This is a genomic window from Pseudomonas profundi (assembly GCF_008638305.1).
In the GTDB taxonomy this organism is placed as follows: domain Bacteria; phylum Pseudomonadota; class Gammaproteobacteria; order Pseudomonadales; family Pseudomonadaceae; genus Halopseudomonas; species Halopseudomonas profundi.
The window spans coordinates 216,447-238,050 of record NZ_VTPZ01000006.1 but is presented as its reverse complement, the minus strand read 5'-3'; the positions used below and the strand labels follow the sequence as shown (position 1 = coordinate 238,050).

The following is a 21,604-nucleotide window of genomic DNA, read 5'->3' as shown; positions in this document are numbered from 1 at the left end:
GTCGTGTTCACACATAAATGGTGATTGCTGCGAGAGAGGGTTCAGCCCAGCAGTACCAGTCCCCAGACCACAGCGATCAAGCTCAGGCTGATCAACTGCGCGGCGCTGCCCATATCCTTGGAGGCCTTGGAAAGCGGGTGGCGTTCCAGCGAGATTCGGTCGATGGCCGCCTCAATCGCCGAGTTGAGCAGCTCGACAATCAGCGACAACATGACGCTGCCGATCAGCAGCACGCGGGAGATCGCATCCAACGGCAGCACCAGCGCCACCGGTATAAGCATCGCGGCCAGCCACACCAATTGACGGAACGCGGCTTCGCCACGGTAGGCCACTGCCAGACCGTCCAGTGAATAACCCGTAGCACGCCACACGCGCCGTAACCCGGTCACGCCCTTGTAAGGGTTTTCTTCCATCTATTCGATCCTGACTACTGCGCGGCGCGCGTTAACTCCATATGTTGCAACGCAAGGGCCGCCTGGGTGCGCGTGCGGACATCAAGCTTGCGAAAGATCGCTGTCACATGGGCTTTGACGGTGGCCTCGGAGACGTTCAACTCATAGGCGATCTGCTTGTTGAGCAAACCATCACAGACCATGGTCAACACCTTGAATTGCTGGGGCGTCAAACTGGCCAACTGGGTGCTGATGTTCTTTTCTTCATCGGACAAGGGGCCCGCCTCGTCAACCGCCGGGGGCCAACATACGCCACCATCAAGTACTTCCTGCACCGCCTGCTGAATGCCTTCGAGTGTCGACGACTTGGGAATAAAACCACTGGCGCCGAAGTCCTTGGCGCGCTTGTATACCGGCGCCTCTTCCTGGGCGGAAATCACCACCACGGGAATATGCGGATACTGCCCGCGCAGTAATACCAGGCCGGAAAAGCCGTAGGCACCGGGCATGTTCAGATCCAGCAGCACCAGGTCCCAGTCTTTACGCGTTTCGAGCAGAGACTGTAATTCGACGATGCTTCCGGCTTCGGTCAGCTGCACATCTGCTTCGAGGCCGTTGCTCAGCGCCTGACGAAGTGCGCTACGGAACAGCGGATGGTCGTCGGCGATCAGAATGTCGTAAGTTGGGTCCATACCTGGATTTCCAATTGAACTGTTATTGTTATCGATGATTAGTCCTTCAAATAGCAGCGAGAGCGTGCCAGCTGGCGCCAGCGGCGTCAATTCGCTTCGGCACACCATCGCTCGATCGTAGCGCTACTGTATCTGTTTTGCGCGCGCCTCAAGGTTCATACTCTCCGCTTTTTCCAGGCGGTTGTCGTCCATGAATCTTAGAACCTATCGGGCCGACGCCCTGATGCTTGTTACTGCCCTGATCTGGGGCAGTACTTTTGTCGCCCAGAGTCTGGGCATGGAACACATAGGGCCCTTTCTTTACACCGGCCTGCGCTTCCTGCTCGGTGCCCTCGTGGTGCTGCCACTGGTGCTGCTGGCCCGACCGCAAACCGACCAGCCTCACCGCCAGTTCAGCCGACCGATGATCCTCGGCAGTCTCGTGCTCGGCACGGTATTAACCCTGGGCATCAACCTTCAGCAGATCGGGCTGATGTTCACCAGCGTAACCAACTCCGGTTTCATTACCGGGCTCTACGTGATTCTCGTGCCGGTATTCGGCCTGTTTATCGGTATGCGCACCGGGCTCGGCACCTGGGTCGGCGCGCTGTTAGCGCTGGTGGGCATGCTCTTGCTCAGCATCAATGATGATTACAGCGTGGCCTCGGGGGACTGGTTACAGCTGATCGGTGCTGCCTGCTGGGCCATCCATGTACTTCTGGTTGGTGCGCTGGCAAGCCGCTACGACCCGATCCGCGTTGCCTTCTTGCAGTTTGTCGTATGCGCGTTCATTAGCCTGACGCTGGCGTTGATCTTCGAAGAGCTGGATTGGCAAAACGTTGTACTGGCCGTCCCGGCGATTCTTTATGGCGGGCTGTTGGCGGTGGGAATCGGTTTTACCCTTCAGGTGGTCGCGCAGAAGGATGCCATTACCTCCCACGCAGCCATCATTCTCAGTCTGGAAGCCGTATTCGCTGCGCTGGCGGCGTGGCTCATCCTGGGTGAGACCTTGAGTCTACGCGGCTTCATTGGTTGTGCCTTGATGCTAAGCGGCATGCTGTTGGCGCAGCTCGTGCCCATCTACCTGGAACGACGCCGGACCATCGCGCCGGTACAGCAGGAACCGGCGGGGCATCATTGAGTTGATTCGGATGCCGTCACGCGAGCTGAACCCTGATCCAACGATAAAACCCGCAGCGATGTAACCGCTGCAGGTTCTGGCGGAGCGACGTAATCAGCTCATGTCAGCATCGAGACCAACACGAAGGTTCCGCTGATCGCCACGCCGGAAATACACAGCCAGATCAGCAGATAACCCATGATGTCCCGAGCAGAAAGGCCCGCGACTCCAAGCAACGGCAACGCCCAAAATGGCTGAATCTGGTTGGTCCAGCCATCACCCCAGGTAAAGGCCATGATGGTCTGGGCCGGGTCAGCTCCGAGGGCATACGCGGCTTCCATCATGATCGGCCCCTGAATGGCCCATTGCCCTCCCCCGGACGGAATGAAGAAATTCACGATGCCGGCAGCGAGAAAGGTCAGTAACGGGAAGGTCTCTGGTGTGGAGATGGCGATCATCGTCTGGGAAAATTCTGCCACGAGACCGGAACCGGTCATCATCCCGGCAATGCCGGCGTACAGCGGAAACTGCACAATAATCCCCTGCCCTGCAGTGACGGCCTTGCCTGCCGCTTTCAGATAAGCAGCAGGGCTCTTGTGCAGCAACAAGCCCAGCGCGAGGAAGATCAGGATCACGATATTGATATTGAACGAGAAGCCACCATCCGTTACGTAACCGACGAGGTACGCAGCAGCAAACAGCCCCAGTAGAAAGATTGGCCAGCGGCTATTTTCCAGGCGATCCGATGGGCTCATGCCGGCCTTGTCCACGGGACCGTGATCCAGATCATCCGAGCCATCATCCTGCAGCTGAATGATTTCCTTCGGTTGCTTCTGCAGCATGAAAAATCCGACCAGTAGGGCCAGCAGCAATACGGTCAGGATGATGTTCCAGCTTGCATAAAGCGTTTGGGATACCGATATGATGCCAATCGCCTCTTCCATGAAATGGCCAGGCGTGGCGATAACCAGCGGGATAGACGAAGATGGCCCACGGACCAGCTCACCACCATAGGCAGCCGCCACCAGCAACGGAAAATGGATCGCCACGCGGCGTCCCATTTCACGAGCCAGGATGGCACCCACCACCATGCCAAAGCCCCAGTTCAGGTAGTAGCAGACGAAACTGACCACAATCACCAGTGCCAGCGCCTGTTTTGGCGTCGATGCATGCTTGGTCAGGCTCGTCAGCATAGCTTGAACGACCGGACTGAGCGCCAGCACATAACCCGTCAGCAGAACCAGCACCATCTGCATGCCAAAGGTGAACAGCGTGGAATAGCCGTCACCCCAATATCCGGCCATCTGCATCGGCGTCTGATCCGTAATCCCTATGCCCAACAACACCACAACCAGGGTCAGCAGCACCGCCAGTACGAAGGCGCTTGGCAGATAGCGCTGAACAATTTTCACAGAAAAGTTCGTTATTGCTTCCATATAGGAAGGCCCCGCTGTGTTTTAGAGTTGAGAGTGGACCCCGACAGATCGGCCTAGCATTGGCCCGCCCCGCCTCGATCTATTTCACGCATCGCCTATGGTTGCCACCTAAATGCGGCTGCAGTGCAACAGGCCACGATAGAACAATGCCGGAAATGCCAACCAAACGACCCACCGCGATAACAGCTCCACTTGCCGCCTGGAGTTCGTTATGCGAACATTTGTTTAATACACGAACATAATGACGGTTAAGCATTAAAAGCGTCAACGCATCTTTAGTCTTAGAAAGACGTACGGTCCGCGGCTGATTGCGGTCGGTCTGGTATGGTTTCGCTCACTTTGGGCGTCGTTTCGAGGAATAGTCATGGGACATGTGCTTCAACCAGGAGACAGGGATTTTGTCGGCGCCTTGGCATCGGGCTTACAGGTTTTGCAGGCTTTCGGCTCTGATTGCCCGCGGATGACCTTGAGCGAAGTAGCAGCCCGCACGGCGATGGATCGAGCCAAAGCCCGTCGCTTTTTGCTAACGCTGCATGCCCTCGGATATATACGACAGGAAGGGAGGCTATTCGAGCTGACGCCACGCGTCCTGCAGCTGGGCTATGGCTATCAGATGTCCAGCCAGCATCGCGCCGTGATCCAGCATTACCTGCAGAACATTACGGCCGAGCTGGGCGAATCCTCGTCGCTGGCAGTGCTTGATAAGGATGAGGTGGTGTATGTATTGCGCTCGGCCGCACCACACCGGCTGATGGCTATTACTCTGTCCGTGGGCACTCGCTTGCCAGCGGCTTACACCTCCATGGGCCGGGTGCTGCTGGCACAATTGCCCAAACCGGAGCTGGAGGCCTGCCTTGCGCGTGTGCAACTGGAAGCGCATACGCCGTCATCTGTAACCACTCGGGCCGAATTGCGGCAGCGAATACTGCAGGCCCGTGACCAGGGCTATGCAGTGCTTGATCAGGAGCTGGATCTAGCGCTGAGGTCAGTCGCCGTGCCGGTATTCGCCGGCAATGGAGACTTGCTGGGAGCCGTAAATATCAGCACCAACGCGGCGCGATTGTCGATGGAAGTACTGACTGAAGACTATCTGCCCAAGCTGCAAGCTCTGGCTGATACCGTACGCTCCCTGGTGAGCTCCTCGTTTGGCTGAACAGCCGAGCGCATCAAGCCAGACAACGTGGGACCGGCCAACCGAAACGGATAGTATGACGAACCACTGTACTACCGCGCGGTCCGAGAGTTAGAACGTTTCTTATTGCAAATGGAGATCTCATGCGTTGGTTAAGTCTTGTCCTAGCCTTGTCCGTAGTCGTGCCAGCGCACGGGGCGTCGCTTCGCGACATGCAATTGCAGAAAATGCTCGAGGAAGTCGCGGTGATCAGTAGCGAAGGCACCCCGCGGGCGATTAACGAAGAGATCACCGATGAGGGCTTCACCGTTGATGGCACGCAGCTGGTCAATATCCTGTCGGTACGGCCTGCTTACGCGAAAAAACTTCAAGGCGACCCGCTGGTCGTTCGCACCCAGCTACAGGCCAGCGTCTGCGAAAATCAGCGCTTCCGCCGGTTAATGGACCTGGGCGCCACGCTCACCTATCACTTTGTCCTGACCGGCTCCACACAACCGGTCTTGACCCAACGGTTTATTGCCGAACATTGCCAGGCGCTCTGAGTTGAAGCGGGCATGACGCAGGTCATGTCATAGGTAGGCGGAAGGATTGATAATCAATTTTTCCCAACCTAAGGAAGATATCCATGGCATCACTCACGTTTCACGGTGCAGTTCGTCAGGTAACCGGTTCCTGCTATCTGCTGGAAGCCAATGGCGATCAGGTTCTGATCGAATGCGGCATGACGCAGGGTGGCAAGCGCGACGAGTTACATAATCGCAACCGCTTTCCTTTCGACCCCGCTGCGCTGAGTGCGGTGGTGATATCCCATGCCCATCTTGATCACTCGGGGTTGCTGCCCAAGCTGGTGGCCGAAGGATTCAGTGGCTCGATCTATCTGACGCCTGCCAGTACCGATCTGCTAGGGCTGATGCTCAAGGACGCAGCGGGACTGCAGGAGCGCGACACGGAATGGGAAAATCGCTGGCGGCAGCGAGCCGGCAAGCCCTTGCTCAAACCCTTGTATGTCCAAGCCGACACAGACGCGGCGCTGAAACTGTGCAAGCCAACCGAGTATCAGCAGCCCACCATGATCGCCCGGGGTATCGAGGTATGCTTCCACGAAGCAGGACACATACTGGGCTCCGCCATCGTGGAAATCAGCGTGCATGAGGAAGGCGAACGCACCCGTCGACTAGTGTTCTCCGGCGACCTCGGTGGACTGGACGCCCCACTGCTGCGTGACCCGGCCTTCCTTGAGCAAGCTGATCTGGTGCTTATGGAATCCACGTACGGCGACCGCGACCACCGGAACAAGCAGGAGACTCTGGTAGAGCTGCAGGAAATTCTGGAGCGGGCCTGGAAGGACGGCGGCAACGTGCTGATCCCCTCCTTCGCCGTAGGCCGCACGCAGGACCTGCTCTATTATCTGGGCAAGTTCTACCAGGCAGGACTGCTCAAACAACATACAGTGTTCCTCGATAGTCCGATGGCTATCGCTGCCACCAGAATCTACGACCGCTACCATCACCAGTTCAGCGAAGAAGACCAGGCACTGATCAAGGCCAGCGGCAAGGGCACCCTGCGCGACTGGCTACCGATACTCAAGTGCACCCAGGCGCCGGATGAATCCATGGCGATCAACAAGGTCACTAGCGGCGCGATCATCATTGCCGGAGCAGGCATGTGCAACGGTGGACGTATTGTCCATCACTTCAAGCACAACCTGTGGCGCAAGAACTGCCATGTGATCTTCCCGGGCTTTCAGGCCAAGGGCACCGTGGGGCGGCGACTGGTCGATGGCGAAAAACAGATTCGCGTGGTGCATCAGAGCCTTGCGGTCAACGCTCAACTGCATACTCTGGGTGGCTTTTCGGCACATGCTGGCCAAAGCGATCTGATCGGCTGGCTCAGGCATTTTACCAGCGCACCCGAGGTGTATCTGGTCCATGGTGAAGAAGAAAAGAGCCAGATGCTCGCAGCGGCAATCAAGGAGCAGCTGGGCATACAAGCCAAACTCCCTGAACAGGGGCAGAAGATCACCTTGTGATCAGTATCCATGAGCTAGCAGGAGTGACAGATGTCCGATGACTTGAACACGGTGGGGTATCTGAACCGGCACTTGCGCACCGGCGACACCGGCATCCAGGACAAGGTCGATGATCTGATCAACGCCTGCCAGGGCAGTAGCGAAAACGCAGCGTTATACAAGGAGATGGTCCTGACTGTGGTGCGCATGGCCCAGGCTGACCGGGACCGCTGGGATGCCAAGATCATGCTGCAGACGATACGCGAACTGGAGCAGGCGTTCGCCCGGCTGGAGTTGTTCAAACGGCGTCGCAAGGTCACCGTGTTCGGCTCGGCACGCACGCCTATCAGTCACGACCTGTATATGCTCGCCAAAAAGATGGGCGCTGCTCTGGCCCGTAACGAATTCATGACCATCACCGGCGCGGGGGCTGGCATCATGGCCGCCGCCCATGAAGGTGCCGGACTCGATAACAGCCTTGGATTCAATATCACCCTACCCTTCGAACAGCGCTCGAATGACATAGTGCGCGGCACCGATCACGAGCTGCCATTCAAGTTCTTCTTCCTGCGCAAACTGTTCTTCGTCAAGGAGGCTGATGCGTTGGTGCTGTGCCCCGGTGGTTTCGGCACGCTGGATGAAACGCTGGAGCTCCTGACGCTGATCCAGACCGGCAAGAGCCCAGTAGTGCCGGTTATCCTGCTGGACCTTCCGGATGGCCGATTCTGGAGTGGTCTGGTGGAATTTTTCCGGCATCAACTATGCGAGTCCGGCTACATTGCTGAATCAGACTTGAACCTGATGACCGTCGCCCACTCGCCTGACGAAGCCATGGAACACATCCTGCGGTTCTACAGTAATTACCACTCGGCACGCTGGGTCGACGACCAATACGTCATCAGGCTGTATCGCCCGCTGACTGAAGCGGCAATCAAGCAGATCAATGAGGAGTTTGCAGGAATCTGCAAGGAGCCCGGGTTTCATCAAACACATGATTCACCAAGCGAATCAGACGAACCCGAGTTGAACCAGCTGGTAAGACTGGGTTTTGTGTTCAATGGCCGCGACCACGGACGCTTGCGCGCGCTGATCGACGTGCTTAATCAACCTCATAACCAGCAAAACCACGGTACTGCATAAAGCGAAGTTGCCTGGCACGTTCCCTGGGTTCACGTGCTACGCCTTCGGGGAAGCGCTTGCAGAAGGTTTTACGGGCAAGCTCGTTCCAATCGTAGGCTTCGTCGCGCAATATCGAATCGATCAGATATTCAGCGACACCGCGTTCACGCAGCTCCTGGCATAAACGCTGCGGGCCGTAACCCCGCTGGCACCGGGCATGCACGTAGGCTTCGCAAAACCGTTCGTTGCTGAGCAGGCCGTCTTCTTCGAGACGGTCCAGCTCAACTTCCAACAGATCACTTACCGCTTCGCGCTGAAGCAGCTTGCGTTGCAGCTCAAGACGGGTATGTTCTCGCCGCGCCAGCAAATCCAGCGCGGTGCGGCGAATAGCTACCGGCGTTTCCAGCCCGGGCCCCTTGCGACCAAACATTATTCAGCACGAATGGCTTCAGGCATCCGCTTCGGCGCTGTTTTCAACCACCGCGCCGGGCTTGGTAGGCTTGGGTAGCAACTTGTCACGAATCGCCTTTTCGATCTCTTCGGCAATCGCAACGTTCTCGGCCATGTACTTGGCAGCATTTGCCTTGCCCTGGCCAATCTTGTTGCCCTTGTAGCTGTACCAGGCGCCCGCCTTTTCAACCAGGCCGATTTGCACACCGAGGTCAATAATCTCGGCATTGTGGTAAATGCCCTGACCGTAAAGAATCTGGAATTCAGCCTGACGGAACGGAGGCGCGACCTTGTTCTTCACGACCTTGACGCGGGTCTCACTGCCGACCACTTCGTCGCCTTCCTTCACCGCACCAGTGCGGCGAATATCCAGACGCACAGAGGAATAGAATTTAAGCGCGTTCCCACCGGTAGTGGTCTCTGGGTTACCGAACATCACACCGATCTTCATACGGATCTGGTTGATAAAAATGACCAGACAGTTGGCGTTCTTGATGTTACCGGTGATCTTGCGCAACGCCTGCGACATCAGACGCGCCTGGACACCAACGTGGTGGTCGCCCATTTCGCCTTCGATTTCTGCCTTAGGCACCAGTGCAGCAACGGAGTCGACCACGATCACGTCAACCGCATTGGAGCGTACCAGCATGTCGGTGATTTCCAGAGCCTGCTCGCCGGTGTCGGGCTGGGATACCAGCAGGTCATCAACCTTGACGCCCAGTTTCTCGGCATACTGCGGATCCAGCGCGTGCTCGGCATCGACGAAGGCGCAGGTGGCTCCTTGCTTCTGTGCCTGAGCGATGACCGACAGGGTCAGTGTGGTTTTACCGGAGGATTCAGGACCATAGATTTCAACGATCCGCCCCTTGGGCAAGCCGCCGAGACCCAGGGCAATATCCAGCCCGAGCGAACCGGTGGAAATCGACGGAATGGCCTGGCGTTCCTGATCGCCCATGCGCATCACCGCGCCCTTGCCAAACTGACGTTCAATCTGACTCAAAGCCGCCGAAAGCGCCTTCTTCTTGTTGTCGTCCATTGTGCATCCTCTTGGAGTGGCGGGAGCGGTAGCGCCCGGACTACTGAATAACTACTGTATATTTGGTCAGTATTATTCCACAGTTGCTGAAGCTCGCCTACCCCCCTTTTGGCTCAGGATGATGACCGGTTCGCAGCGAGACGCTCGACCTCGATAACCAGCCCTTCAAGGGCCTTTAGTACTGTATGCGCGCGCACTTCGCGACGGTTACCCTGCATGCGTTTGCAATGACTGACCACCCCTTTACCCCGGATTGCCCAGGCGAACCATACCGTTCCGACGGGCTTTTCCGGTGTACCGCCATCCGGCCCGGCAACGCCGCTCACCGCAACCGCCAGATCCGCGTCTGCCGCCTGCAATGCGCCTTGCGCCATGGCCCGCACCACCGGTTCGCTCACCGCGCCATGCGTTTCCAGTATGTCTTCGGGCACACCTAGCCAGTGGGCTTTGCTGCGATTGGCGTAGGTAACAAAGCCGGTTTCAAACCAGGCGGAGCTGCCGCTGACTCGGGTAATGGCTTCGGCGATACCACCGCCGGTACAGGATTCGGCGGTGGTGACCTGCAGCCCCAGACGCCGCAACCCGTTACCCAGGCGGGCCGCTACGGAATCGATCAAGGGGTCGTATTGAGACATCGTGCACACCTCTTCATTTGCGCTTGAAAAACCGCGACTGCTTCACTTCAGCGTGTCCGGCCACCCTATCATCCCAACGCCGCAGACCCCAGAAACACACACGAAATGCGCGGCAAACCGTCAGGCCTTGGAACCGATTGAAACCATTCTCCCACACTGCCAGCCGGTTTTCGCGAAGCGAATAAAGCCACCTATAACAGGTTCTCATCGCGCTGCCAGAGCCATGTTGATGCGCCGTCGGCATGGTAGACTTTCGGCATCGGAGCGGCTGTATTTCCTGTCAGTACAGCGTGATTTCCGTATGAAATAAAAGTTTTCCTGTAATGGACAAAGCGATGCACGAGAATAAAAAAGGTTCCGGATTTACGGGACATGTGCCCGACCAATTGTTCGAAGCCAAGCTCGAAGGCATTCAGGACACTTCTCTCGCCGAGCAGCGCCGGGATCAGATATGCGACGCGGCGCTCGAACTCTTCCTCAAGAAAGGCTTCGCCTCGACCACGGTGCGCGATATCTGCGCGCTCTCCGGGGTCAACCAGGCGAGTATCTACGACTATATCGCCAACAAGAACGACATCCTCAGGCGATTATTGAACAAGCTCTGGTTTCGCTCGGGCGTGCCCAATCTGCATGAACTGATGGAAGAGCACCCGCAGGGCTCGCTTGAAGACTGCGTCAGGTTGTACCTGAGCGAATCCTGGACCAAGAAGCGAAAAGGTACATTATTGGCCTACCGCACGGTGCCGCATCTGCAGAAGGACGACCGCGACGCCATGAGATCGCGCGATCAGCTGGTGATCCAGCAGATGGCCGAGAAATTCCGGGATCGAGCGGGCCTTGCCGAGGATGATCCAAGGGCCGAGATCATTTCCAATCTGATCATCTATCTTGCAGGCTTCGGTCCGCTACGCGACTGGCTGCATCAGGACATCGACGACGAACTAATCGTCAGGACAGTAGCTGCGGGCGTTACCGCAATGGTAGAGACACTCGCGCACTCTATAGAGCGGCCGGAGGCACAGCCCAGCTGACTGCGCACTCTGCTCGCCTGACAAGACAAAGCCCGGGGACCATTACTGGTTCCGGGCTTTTTTCCTTCTACCGGTGCAGTCGCTGGCCCTTAGGCCAGGCTTGGCTTCATCCGGTTCTGACTCCATACGAGCGCTATCAGTACCGCTGATGCCAGACCACCGATGATGGTCGTCATCAGGCCCGGGAAACTGAAGGCAAAACCGGCGACGAACAGCGGTATACGCTGCCAGGGTTTCACATGCCCGGCGCCCAGCAGATAACCCTCCAGACCGCCCGAGATCAGCATGATGCCGATAATGATTGATGGCAGCACGTATAACAGCGGTGTCAGATCGCCCTGCAATACCAACGCCGGCTGGAACAGGAAGAACAGCGGGATGAAGTAGATCACGATGCCCAGACGCATGGCTGTGAATGACGTCTTCATCGGCTTGGCCCCGGCCATGGTGCCCGCCAGGAACGCAGCAGCCCCTACCGGCGGTGTGATCACCGAGAGCATGGCGTAGTAGACGATGAAGAAGTGCACCGCGATGGTGTTCAACCCACCGACTTCAATGATCGCAGGCGCCAGCGTGACCGCCAGGAAGATATAAGCCACGATCGCCAGCCCCGCCATCCCCATCACAAAGCAGGCGACGATACCGAAGAAGATCACCATGAACACATTGTCGCCACCCAGGCCTATCAGACCCGAGGTCAGGGACCCTGTCACCCCCGTGATGGTCAGGGCGCTGACGACGAAGGCAATGGGCAGGATAATCGCCGCGGTCTGCGTGATCAGCACACCAATCTGCCGCACTGCGCTATACAGCCGCTTTGGCGTCATACGTGTTTCTTTGTTGAAGAACGACAGGCCGATCATCAGGATGCAGGCGTACCACGGGGTGTAGTACTCCCAACGCATGTACAGCAAGCCCCAGATCAGGAACACCAGAACCAGAAGGAAGGGCCAGCCGCGCATCAGGACCTTACGCGTGGAAGGAAGGGTTTCCACCGGCATACCCTTCATGCCGGTGCGTGCAGCGTAGGCGTCCACCTGCAGGATCAGACCGAAGTAGAAGAGCAGCGACGGAAGAATCGCAGCAATCATGATGACTGCGTAATCAACGCCGATGGTGATAGCCATAACGAAAGCAATGGCCCCCATTACGGGCGGCATCACGACGCCTCCGGTCGAAGCGCACGCCTCGATGGCACCAGCATAATGTGCCGGGTAACCCGCCTTTTTCATGGTCGGAATGGTGATCGAACCCGTTCCGGCAATATTGGAAAAAACCGAACCGGACAGGCTGCCCATGAAGGCACTGGCAACCACCGCCACTTTGGCGGGACCGCCGCGATAGCGACCGAAGCTGGCGTTGGCCAGGTCGATGAAGAAGTCGCCCGCGCCCGTTGCCAGCAGGATACCGGCGAAAACCAGGAAGCCGAGGATGATCTCCGCAACGATTTTGGTGGTGATCCCCATCATCCCTTCGGTTCGGAAAACGTGGGCTTCGATCATGTGATCAAACTGGTAGGGAATCCCCATCAACAAGCCGGGGAGATAATCGGCAATCAGCGGATACAACCCGATGACTACGACGACCAGAAGAAAAGGCGTGCCCCCACTACGCCGGGCCAGCTCCATCATCAGCAACCAGACCACTATCCCCCAGTACAGATTGCTCCACCCGGCCTGCGCCATATCCCAGGCGTTGATCGCGAAATAGATCCCCACCCCCAGCACCAGAGCGCCAGCAGCCAGGTCATAAACGGGTACTTTGAACTGGTTGGCTTTTGCAGGCAGCGCAATGAATGCGGCCGCTCCGAAAAGACCAATGAAGATCCAGTAGTACTCACCTTCAAGTAGCCGGTGCCCGGCAAAGGTAAATCCAAAAATATAGGCAATACCTGCCAGCAACCCGCTTACACAAAGCACGACAAACAGGATGCTTTGCCAGGAAGTGGCGTCGCCGAGTCGGGTCACTTCAGATTTGTGCTCAACACTTTCAACAGGAGCGGCATCAGCTTTCATGGAACTGTCTTCCAATTAAAAAACGGTGGCGAGGCATGGTCAGGGTCTGCTACCGCTTGCCACGCAACCCGGAGAAGCGGGGCGCAACAGAACGGCAACAGACCCGGTCAACGGCTATTGCTTATAGCCGGGTGCGGAAAGGCTCGAGCCCTTCGGTATGTTTTTTCAGGATCGCAGTGAATTCTTCGTTGTTATGGCTAGCTTGAATGCGCCCCTTTCGTGCCTCGTCCAGTGCCGCCTGCCGCGCCTCGGTCCAGCGGTCCATCTTCTCGATAGCGGCCTGGTTCCAGGTGTCATCTTCAGTCGTCCAGGCACCTACTTCCTTCAGGTAACGAACCGTCCCTTCATGAACGGGCAAGGGTGAGCGGTTCAGGTATTCCCGGAAAATGCTCAGATCCATACGTGCGGACAGCGGGTGAGTGCCCTTGTATTTACCGAACGACTGGTGGAACCACTTGGCCATGTTATAGGCGAACGCTTCATCCGCATCCGCTGGTACGGCATACAGGAAGTTGGAAGCCAGGCCATCAACGCCTTTTGCCGTCGATACCCCGAGATCAATCTCCGTGGGCACAACCATCGTGCGGTGCGCCAGAAACCGGTCCCAGGCTTCCTTGTTATCGAGGTCCATGTTCAACCAGCGAATGCCGCCTGGTGCGCCCTCCATTTCCGAGAGGATCGAGCTCGTGGGCGCGCAATAAGCAACGTCAGCCCTGCCCTCCACCACCGCGCGGCAGCTTTGCGCGTAACTGCTTGCAGAAACAAAGGAGAAATTCTCGGATGTTTCCTGTTCGGTCATGCCCAGATAGGCGGGAAGGGCTTTCGTCACGGCGACGACCATGGGAGGCGAGAATTCCCCCTGCGACACGGTGATCTTTCTCTTCTTCAGATCTTCCATGGTTTGCAGATCAGAGTTACCGGCGACCACAAAACCCCAGGGGGTGTCGTTATGGTGCCAGATCACGCGCTGGGCCACTGGCTTGCTACCGGCATAGCTACCGATGCCTTCGATCTGAAACCGCATTTCGGCGGACGAGACCGAACTGATACGCAGGTCCCTGCGATCAGTCAGTCTCTGATAGCGCTGGGATTCATTGTCCACCGGGACGATACGGACGTTAGAACCCGTTTCCTTCTGGAAAACCGGGCCCCAACCGTTAGTGGAAGCAAAACTGCCGCTGGAAGTACCCGATGTACCGATAGCCAGCAGGCGTGGCATCTTGTATTCATCGGCATGCGCCAGGGTGGCGCTACCCAACGCAAGCAGGGCCGCAAGGGACACGCTGGCACTCAGTACTTTTTTCGGCAACTTGATTCTCATGGGCACTTCTCCAGTTTTTGTTATTGTTTGGTGCAACGCTGTCGAGAGCCTGGCTTAGACCAAGGCCTGCCCAGCGACCAATCCTGCAACCTGCTCGCGCAGGGTTTTCTTGAGGACCTTCCCAACACCATTACGTGGCAGCGCGCTGAGAAAAATGACAGCGCGCGGCGTCTTGTACTTCGCCAGATGCTCCTGGCAATAGGTCAACAGTTCGGATTCGCTTGCCGAGGCGTGTGGAGCCTGAACCACCACGGCAATCACCTCCTCCCCCATGCGTTCGGAGGGAACGCCCACCACGGCCACCTCCGCAACGGCCGGATGCGTGGAGATCAGTTCTTCGAGATCCCGGGGATAAATGTTGAAACCGCCGCGCAGAATCAGGTCTTTCTGACGATCAACGATGTACAGGTAACCGTCTTCATCGAGACGTGCGACATCGCCAGTATGGAGCCAGCCATCCCGGATAGCCGCGCTGGTTGCCGCCTCGTTGCGGTAATAGCCGGGTGTGATGTTCTCGCCACGCACCAGCAGTTCGCCAATTTCGCCGGTTGGCACCGGTCGGCCCGCGTCATCAATGATGCGCAACTCAACGCCGGGGAAAGCCCGGCCCACCGAGCCGGGCTTAAGCACTTCACCGACCCGGTGCGCAGACACAGTTGGTGCCGCCTCGGACAGACCGTACCCCTCGTAGATATCTGCACCGAAACGCGCCTTGAATGCTGAAACCAGTGAGACCGGCAAGGGTGCCGAGCCCGATCCCACAATTTCCAGGCTGGACAGATCGTATTGAGCCGTAACCGGATCCGCTACCAGCGCATGGATCATGGCAGGCACTGCACTGAAGCGACGGACCTTGTGTTCCTGAATGGCCTGGCAAACCTCCGCCACGCCAAACTTCGGCAGTATCACCATCGCGCCCCCTCGCAGGAACAAGGTGTTGGCAGAGGTAAATCCATAAATATGAGCAAGTGGCAGTACACCCAACGTCACGCCGGGTGGATCATCCTCCATATCGGCGAGGGCAGCGGCAGCCGCCGCATTGCTGTAGAGATTACGGTGGGTGAGCATGACGCCCTTGGGCTGCCCCGTTGTGCCGGAGGTAAACAGAATGACTGCGGTATCGTCCGGCTGCAGCTGAGGCTGCTCAAGCGCGCCTGTACCGTTCTGTATCAACGAATGCAGATCCAGCATGCGCACAGCAGCGTCGGTAGTTGGCTCACCCAACCCCGAGACCAGGAGCAGCGGCGGGAGATCCAGACCTGCCACGGCTTGCTGGATAACGGGAAGAATCGAGTGCTGGGTGATGATGGCGCTCGCCCCGGACACCTCCGCGATAAAGCCGATCTCCTTTGGATGGAGTACATGCATCACCGGCAACACGATGGCGCCGGCACGCATGATCGCCTGGTAGGCGACAAACACTTCGGGCGCGTTCGCCATACACACCATCACGCGGTCGCCCGGCTTGATGCCTTGCGCCTGGAGCCCGGCTGCCAGGCGGTTGGTCATTTCCAGGAGCTGACGGTTGCTCAGGGGCCGATCATTGAAATACAGAAAGGGATATTCGCCAAAGCGTTCAAGGTTATGGTCGGGCAAGTCGGTCAGGATCATGGCAATACCCCGCAGCTCAGGCAGCCGAGCATCATCGGCGCTTTATTATTGTTCACGTGCAGCTTCCTGGAATTATTTTAGGGTCAGAAACGGTCCTGTCGTCCCTCCCTGACAACTGTCAGTATCAAGCTACGATTGAGGCCAGATCTGTGTCAAGCGAGCCGACCGACCATATCGAAGCGTTGAAATCGGATGATTCACAAAACGAATAACGGAACTTTGCAGTAACCGACCGAGCAAACCCGCCTACTCATAATGCGTGGGCAACATTGCAGGCGGCTGTTACCGAATGGAGGCTGGCGCATCGTCTTGCCGAAACTGGATCAGCGCTTCACTTTGCGCTTAAAAGCCGCGACCGCTTTGCGTAGACTATGCCCGGCCAACGTACCCTTCAAACGCCACCGACCCCAGGGATCTGCATGAGTCGCGCCGAAAAATCCGCCAGCCACACGCCCATGATGACGCAGTATTTCGGCATCAAGCAGCACCATCCAGACCAGTTGCTGTTCTATCGGATGGGCGATTTTTACGAGCTGTTCTACGACGACGCGAAAAAAGCCGCACGGTTGCTGGATATCACGCTGACCGCGCGCGGCCAGTCGGGCGGTCAACCGATTCCCATGGCCGGCATCCCCTTCCATGCGGCTGAAGGCTACCTGGCCAAGCTGGTCAAGCTGGGTGAATCGGTAGTGATCTGCGAGCAGATCGGCGACCCGGCCACGTCCAAGGGTCCGGTTGAACGCCAGGTAGTGCGTATTCTCACGCCCGGAACGGTGAGTGACGAAGCGCTGCTGGACGAGCGTCGTGACAACCTGCTTGCGGCACTGGTCGGCAGCGAGCGCGGCTTTGGTCTGGCCACGCTGGACATTAACAGCGGCCGCTTTACCGCCATGGAGCTACGTGGTTGGGAAACGCTGCTCGGGGAGCTCGAGCGTCTGGCGCCAGCCGAGTTGTTGATTCCGGATGACTGGGAAAGCAATACGCCGATAGAGCGGCGCCGCGCGGTTCGCCGGCGCGCTCCCTGGGACTTTGATCAGGACAGCGCATTCAAGTCTCTGACGCAGCAGTTCGGCACCAAAGACCTTGCCGGCTTCGGCTGTAGCGGCCTGACCCTCGGGCTCGGTGCGGCCGGTGCGTTGATGTGCTACGCCAAGGAGACCCAGCGCACCGCCCTGCCGCACATTCGCGGCATCCTGCGTGAGCGCTTCGAAGACAGCGTGATCATCGACAGCGCCAGCCGGCGCAACCTCGAGATCGACAGCAACCTGTCCGGGGGACGTGACAACACCCTGCTTGATGTACTCGACCAGACCGCTACCGCGATGGGCAGCAGACTTCTGGCGCGCTGGCTGAATCGGCCCCTGCGCGACATGGCTGTACTGGAAGCCCGGCAAAGCAGTATCGCCACCTTCCTCGACCAGCATTTCCACGAAGACATTAAACCGATACTCAAGGGCATCGGCGATATCGAGCGCATTCTCGCGCGAGTCGCCCTGCGTTCAGCCCGTCCCCGCGATCTGGCGCGCCTGCGCGATGCCCTGGCGGTACTACCACAATTGCAGGAGGCGCTCGGGTCTACCGAAACGCCGCATGTGCGTCATCTGGCCGAGCAGGTCCGCACCTACCCTGAGCTGGCGGACCTGCTGGAACGCGCAATCATCGATAACCCTCCGGCGGTGATTCGTGACGGCGGCGTGATCAAGACAGGTTTCGATGCCGAGCTTGACGACTTACAGAACATCAGCGAAAACGCGGGCCAATTCCTGCTCGATCTGGAAACCCGCGAACGCGAGCGCACCGGTCTTTCCAGCCTGAAGGTCGGCTACAACCGCGTGCATGGCTACTTTATCGAACTGTCCCGCGGGCAATCGGATAAGGCGCCGGTCGATTACATCCGCCGCCAGACGCTGAAAGGTGCGGAGCGATTCATCACCCCTGAACTGAAAACCTTTGAAGACAAGGCGTTATCAGCTCGAAGCCGTGCCCTGGCAAGAGAAAAGCAACTCTACGACGAGCTGCTCGACCGTCTGAACGAGGATCTGGCCGCCTTGCAGGACAGCGCCGCCAGCCTCGCGGAACTCGATGTTCTGGCGAATCTCGCCGAACGCGCCGGCACGCTGGATTTCTGCCAGCCGCGCTTTGTCGAGGAAAGTCAGCTGATCATCAGGCAAGGCCGCCACCCGGTGGTCGAGCAGGTACTGGAAACGCCCTTCGTGGCGAACGGGTTATGCCTGAACGACGACGTCCGCATGCTGGTGATCACCGGTCCCAACATGGGCGGTAAATCGACCTATATGCGGCAGACCGCTCTGATCGTGCTGCTCGCCCATATCGGCAGCTACGTACCGGCGGCGCAGGTCGAGCTGTCCTGTGTCGACCGCATCTTCACCCGTATCGGGTCCAGCGATGACCTGGCCGGGGGCCGTTCCACCTTCATGGTGGAGATGAGCGAAACCGCCAATATTCTGCACAATGCGACGCAGGCCAGCCTGGTGTTGATGGATGAGGTAGGCCGCGGGACCAGTACCTTTGACGGCTTGTCACTGGCCTGGTCAGCGGCCGAATATCTGGCACAGATTCGCGCCTTTACATTGTTTGCCACGCATTACTTCGAGCTTACCGGCCTGGCCGACACTGACCCGGGCGTAGCCAACGTGCACCTCAATGCCACCGAGCATAACGAGCGGATTGTGTTCCTGCACACCGTGCTGGAGGGGCCCGCGAGCCAGAGCTACGGTTTGCAGGTAGCGCAGCTGGCGGGCGTTCCGCGGGAAGTGGTGGAACGGGCCAAACAGCATCTTGCGCATCTCGAACGGCAGAGCCTGAACCAGCAGGCGAATACCTTGAATGCTGGCAACCAGCCGATGCAGAGCGATCTGTTCGCCAGCGCTCCGCATCCGCTGATAGAGCAGATGCAGAGCGTAAAACCGGACGAGCTAACACCGCGCCAGGCCCTCGAGCTGCTATACCGTTGGAAAGAGCAGATGCATTGAATGGCCGCCAAATGAGAGTGATTGTCATTAAACGTGTCGATAACGGCGCATAATGGGTACAGGTTGGCTAACTCCCTGTACCCACAGAAAAAAACTGCTAAACTACGCGCCACTTTCGTACTCGCCGATCTCGATGGAGACCCACAATGACTTTCGTTGTTACCGACAACTGCATCAAATGCAAATACACAGATTGCGTTGAGGTCTGCCCTGTCGATTGTTTTTACGAAGGCCCGAACTTTCTGGTCATTCATCCGGACGAGTGCATCGATTGTGCACTGTGCGAGCCTGAATGCCCGGCCAACGCCATCTTCTCCGAAGACGAAGTGCCCGCCGATCAGCAGGAGTACACCGAGCTGAACGCAGAGCTGGCGGAAATCTGGCCGAACATCACCGAGAAGAAAGACGGCCTGCCCGATGCAGAAGAGTGGGACGGCGTGCCTGACAAATTGCAGTATCTGGAGCGCTAAGCGTACGGATTGGAAAAGGCTGGCCTCGCGCCGGCCTTTTTTGTGCCTGCACGGTGTGGAGTAGCTGAATCCAGAAGCACCTCACCAGGCCGGAGTACAAATCGCAGGCAAAAAAAGGGGCGGGGATTAACCCGCCCACTCTTCATTCCATTTATGCAATCCGTGTCCAAGTCGTCCTGACTTTACCTTCCTGGAAATCCCTTCCCCAACGTCCTGTCGGGGTGCGTGATCCGTCACACATGGATACATAATACGTCCAAACCATACGGAATCAAGCCGTCATGACAGGGTCTCGCCTGACCCCGCCATTAATAATATCCTTATAGATCAATATCTTAGAGAATATCACACAACCGATAAACTGTCCCGCTGACAACAACTGGCAATCATCGCTTACACGCTGCGTAGGTAATCACTTACAAATTATCTTCCAACCGAAGCGGTATATACAAAAAAACCCGGTCTTTTCAGACCGGGTTTCTGTGGAGCAGGAAAGCAGATTTACATCATGCCGCCCATGCCACCCATACCGCCCATGCCACCCATGTCAGGCATTGCCGGCTTGTCGTCTTCCGGCAACTCGGCAATCATGGCTTCGGTAGTGATCATCAGGCTGGCAACCGAGGCAGCAGCCTGCAGCGCAGCGCGAGTGACCTTGGCCGGATCGAGGATACCCATCTCGATCATGTCGCCGTACTCACCGGAGGCAGCGTTGTAACCATAGTTACCGGAGCCGGCCTTGACCTTGTCCAGCACGACAGACGCTTCGTCGCCAGCATTGGTGACGATCTGACGGAAAGGCGCTTCGACGGCGCGACGCAGCAGATTAACGCCGACAGTCTGGTCGTCATTCGCGCCGACCATGCCTTCAATGGCTTGCAGCGCACGAACCAGCGCTACACCACCGCCAGGTACCACGCCTTCTTCGACGGCCGCACGGGTTGCGTGCAGAGCGTCTTCAACGCGGTGCTTCTTCTCTTTCATCTCGACTTCGGTAGCAGCACCGACCTTGATGACTGCAACACCGCCAGCCAGTTTGGCCAGACGCTCTTGCAGCTTCTCACGGTCGTAATCGGAAGTGGTGTCGTCGATCTGCTTGCGGATCTGCGAAACACGCGCTTCGATGTCGATCTGAGTGCCTGCACCGTCGATAACGGTGGAGTTGTCCTTGTTGATCTGAACGCGCTTGGCCTGGCCAAGATGCTCGAGAGTCGTGTTCTCGAGGTTCAGGCCAACTTCTTCGCTGATCACGGTACCGCCAGTGAGGATAGCGATATCCTGCAGCATTGCCTTGCGACGATCGCCGAAGCCAGGTGCCTTGACCGCAGCAACCTTGACGATGCCGCGCATGTTGTTGACGACCAGTGTAGCCAGCGCTTCACCTTCAACGTCTTCAGCAACGATCATCAGCGGACGGCCAGCCTTGGCGACAGCTTCGAGGACCGGCAACATTTCACGAATGTTGGAGATCTTCTTGTCGACCAGCAGGATGTACGGATTGTCCAGCTCGGCAGCCATGGTCTCGGGCTTGTTGACGAAGTAAGGAGACAGGTAACCGCGATCAAACTGCATGCCTTCTACGACAGACAGCTCGTTGTCCAGGCCGGAGCCCTCTTCAACGGTGATAACGCCTTCCTTGCCTACTTTTTCCATCGCATCGGCAATGATTTTGCCGATGGACTCGTCAGAGTTGGCGGAGATGGTACCAACCTGGGCGATGGCTCTGGAATCAGCACAGGGCTTGGCCAGGTTCTTCAGCTCGGCAACGATGGCAACGGTAGCCTTGTCGATACCACGCTTAAGGTCCATCGGGTTCATGCCGGCAGCGACGGATTTCAGGCCTTCAGTAACGATAGCCTGGGCCAGCACGGTAGCAGTGGTAGTACCGTCACCAGCATCATCATTGGCACGGGACGCTACGTCCTTGACCAGCTGGGCGCCCATGTTTTCGAACTTGTCTTTCAGTTCGATTTCCTTGGCGACGGAAACGCCGTCCTTGGTGATCATAGGCGCGCCGAAGCTGCGCTCGATCAGCACGTTACGACCCTTCGGCCCCAGAGTTGCCTTGACGGCATCAGCCAGAATGTTGACACCGGCCAGCATCTTGTTGCGGCCGGAGATTCCGAATTTAACTTCTTTAGCAGCCATTTTCGCTTTCCTTCAT

At 57.7% G+C, this 21,604-nt stretch carries 18 protein-coding genes; 8 read left to right on the top strand and 10 right to left on the bottom strand.

Annotation, left to right across the window (positions count from 1 at the left end; genetic code table 11):
* Positions 1 to 41 precede the first annotated feature (41 nt).
* Both FZE95_RS10495 and FZE95_RS10490 read right to left on the bottom strand, forming a co-directional pair.
* A complete protein-coding gene (locus tag FZE95_RS10495) occupies positions 42 to 413 on the bottom strand; it encodes a diacylglycerol kinase (RefSeq protein WP_150300831.1) in 372 nt (123 codons plus the stop codon).
* A 14-nt stretch (positions 414 to 427) separates the two neighbouring features.
* On the bottom strand, positions 428 to 1,084 hold the full coding sequence (locus tag FZE95_RS10490) for a response regulator (RefSeq protein WP_150300830.1): 657 nt from the start codon (positions 1,082 to 1,084) through the stop codon (positions 428 to 430).
* Positions 1,085 to 1,274: 190 nt separating this feature from the next.
* Between FZE95_RS10490 and FZE95_RS10485 the strand changes: the two genes are divergently transcribed.
* Positions 1,275 to 2,204 carry a DMT family transporter gene (locus FZE95_RS10485; RefSeq protein ID WP_150300829.1) on the top strand — a complete coding sequence of 310 codons (930 nt, stop codon included), beginning with the start codon at positions 1,275 to 1,277 and terminating at the stop codon, positions 2,202 to 2,204.
* Between the two features lie 98 nt (positions 2,205 to 2,302).
* Here the strand turns inward: FZE95_RS10485 and FZE95_RS10480 are convergent, their stop codons facing one another.
* Complete coding sequence (locus FZE95_RS10480; protein ID WP_150300828.1) at positions 2,303 to 3,619, bottom strand: short-chain fatty acid transporter; 1,317 nt, start codon at positions 3,617 to 3,619, stop codon at positions 2,303 to 2,305.
* Between the two features lie 364 nt (positions 3,620 to 3,983).
* On the opposite strand from FZE95_RS10480, the gene FZE95_RS10475 reads away from it, so the two are divergent.
* From FZE95_RS10475 to FZE95_RS10460, 4 genes are all read left to right on the top strand, one after another.
* Positions 3,984 to 4,772, top strand: coding sequence for an IclR family transcriptional regulator domain-containing protein (locus FZE95_RS10475; protein ID WP_150300827.1), 789 nt, complete (start codon positions 3,984 to 3,986; stop codon positions 4,770 to 4,772).
* A 122-nt stretch (positions 4,773 to 4,894) separates the two neighbouring features.
* Positions 4,895 to 5,293: a PA3611 family quorum-sensing-regulated virulence factor gene (locus tag FZE95_RS10470; RefSeq protein ID WP_150300826.1), complete on the top strand. Its 399-nt coding sequence runs from the start codon at positions 4,895 to 4,897 to the stop codon at positions 5,291 to 5,293.
* An 83-nt stretch (positions 5,294 to 5,376) separates the two neighbouring features.
* The gene (locus FZE95_RS10465; protein WP_150300825.1) at positions 5,377 to 6,780 is read left to right on the top strand and encodes an MBL fold metallo-hydrolase RNA specificity domain-containing protein; all 1,404 of its coding nucleotides are present in this window, start codon (positions 5,377 to 5,379) and stop codon (positions 6,778 to 6,780) included.
* A 30-nt stretch (positions 6,781 to 6,810) separates the two neighbouring features.
* Complete coding sequence (locus FZE95_RS10460; RefSeq protein ID WP_150300824.1) at positions 6,811 to 7,899, top strand: LOG family protein; 1,089 nt, start codon at positions 6,811 to 6,813, stop codon at positions 7,897 to 7,899.
* Here FZE95_RS10460 and FZE95_RS10455 read toward each other — a convergent pair.
* The 3 genes from FZE95_RS10455 to FZE95_RS10445 form a co-directional block, all read right to left on the bottom strand.
* Complete coding sequence (locus FZE95_RS10455; RefSeq protein WP_150300823.1) at positions 7,859 to 8,308, bottom strand: regulatory protein RecX; 450 nt, start codon at positions 8,306 to 8,308, stop codon at positions 7,859 to 7,861. The genes FZE95_RS10460 and FZE95_RS10455 overlap by 41 nt on opposite strands.
* An 18-nt stretch (positions 8,309 to 8,326) precedes the next feature.
* On the bottom strand, positions 8,327 to 9,364 hold the full coding sequence (recA, locus tag FZE95_RS10450; RefSeq protein WP_150300822.1) for a recombinase RecA: 1,038 nt from the start codon (positions 9,362 to 9,364) through the stop codon (positions 8,327 to 8,329).
* Positions 9,365 to 9,477: 113 nt separating this feature from the next.
* Complete coding sequence (locus tag FZE95_RS10445) at positions 9,478 to 9,999, bottom strand: CinA family protein (RefSeq protein ID WP_150300821.1); 522 nt, start codon at positions 9,997 to 9,999, stop codon at positions 9,478 to 9,480.
* Between the two features lie 335 nt (positions 10,000 to 10,334).
* On the opposite strand from FZE95_RS10445, the gene FZE95_RS10440 reads away from it, so the two are divergent.
* Complete coding sequence (locus tag FZE95_RS10440; RefSeq protein ID WP_150300820.1) at positions 10,335 to 11,030, top strand: TetR/AcrR family transcriptional regulator; 696 nt, start codon at positions 10,335 to 10,337, stop codon at positions 11,028 to 11,030.
* An 89-nt stretch (positions 11,031 to 11,119) separates the two neighbouring features.
* Here FZE95_RS10440 and FZE95_RS10435 read toward each other — a convergent pair whose 3' ends face one another.
* The 3 genes from FZE95_RS10435 to FZE95_RS10425 form a co-directional block, all read right to left on the bottom strand.
* The gene (locus FZE95_RS10435; protein ID WP_150300819.1) at positions 11,120 to 13,045 is read right to left on the bottom strand and encodes a TRAP transporter permease; all 1,926 of its coding nucleotides are present in this window, start codon (positions 13,043 to 13,045) and stop codon (positions 11,120 to 11,122) included.
* A gap of 121 nt (positions 13,046 to 13,166) precedes the next feature.
* Entirely contained in the window at positions 13,167 to 14,366 is a 1,200-nt protein-coding gene (locus FZE95_RS10430; protein WP_150300818.1) for a TAXI family TRAP transporter solute-binding subunit, read from the bottom strand.
* A 54-nt stretch (positions 14,367 to 14,420) separates the two neighbouring features.
* Positions 14,421 to 15,977, bottom strand: coding sequence for a class I adenylate-forming enzyme family protein (locus FZE95_RS10425; RefSeq protein WP_150300817.1), 1,557 nt, complete (start codon positions 15,975 to 15,977; stop codon positions 14,421 to 14,423).
* Between the two features lie 419 nt (positions 15,978 to 16,396).
* Between FZE95_RS10425 and mutS the strand changes: the two genes are divergently transcribed.
* The gene (gene mutS / locus FZE95_RS10420) at positions 16,397 to 18,970 is read left to right on the top strand and encodes a DNA mismatch repair protein MutS (RefSeq protein WP_150300816.1); all 2,574 of its coding nucleotides are present in this window, start codon (positions 16,397 to 16,399) and stop codon (positions 18,968 to 18,970) included.
* Positions 18,971 to 19,116: 146 nt separating this feature from the next.
* Positions 19,117 to 19,440, top strand: coding sequence for a ferredoxin FdxA (fdxA, locus tag FZE95_RS10415; protein ID WP_150300815.1), 324 nt, complete (start codon positions 19,117 to 19,119; stop codon positions 19,438 to 19,440).
* Positions 19,441 to 19,941: 501 nt separating this feature from the next.
* Here fdxA and groL read toward each other — a convergent pair.
* Complete coding sequence (gene groL, locus FZE95_RS10410) at positions 19,942 to 21,588, bottom strand: chaperonin GroEL (RefSeq protein WP_150300814.1); 1,647 nt, start codon at positions 21,586 to 21,588, stop codon at positions 19,942 to 19,944.
* Positions 21,589 to 21,604: the final 16 nt, after the last annotated feature.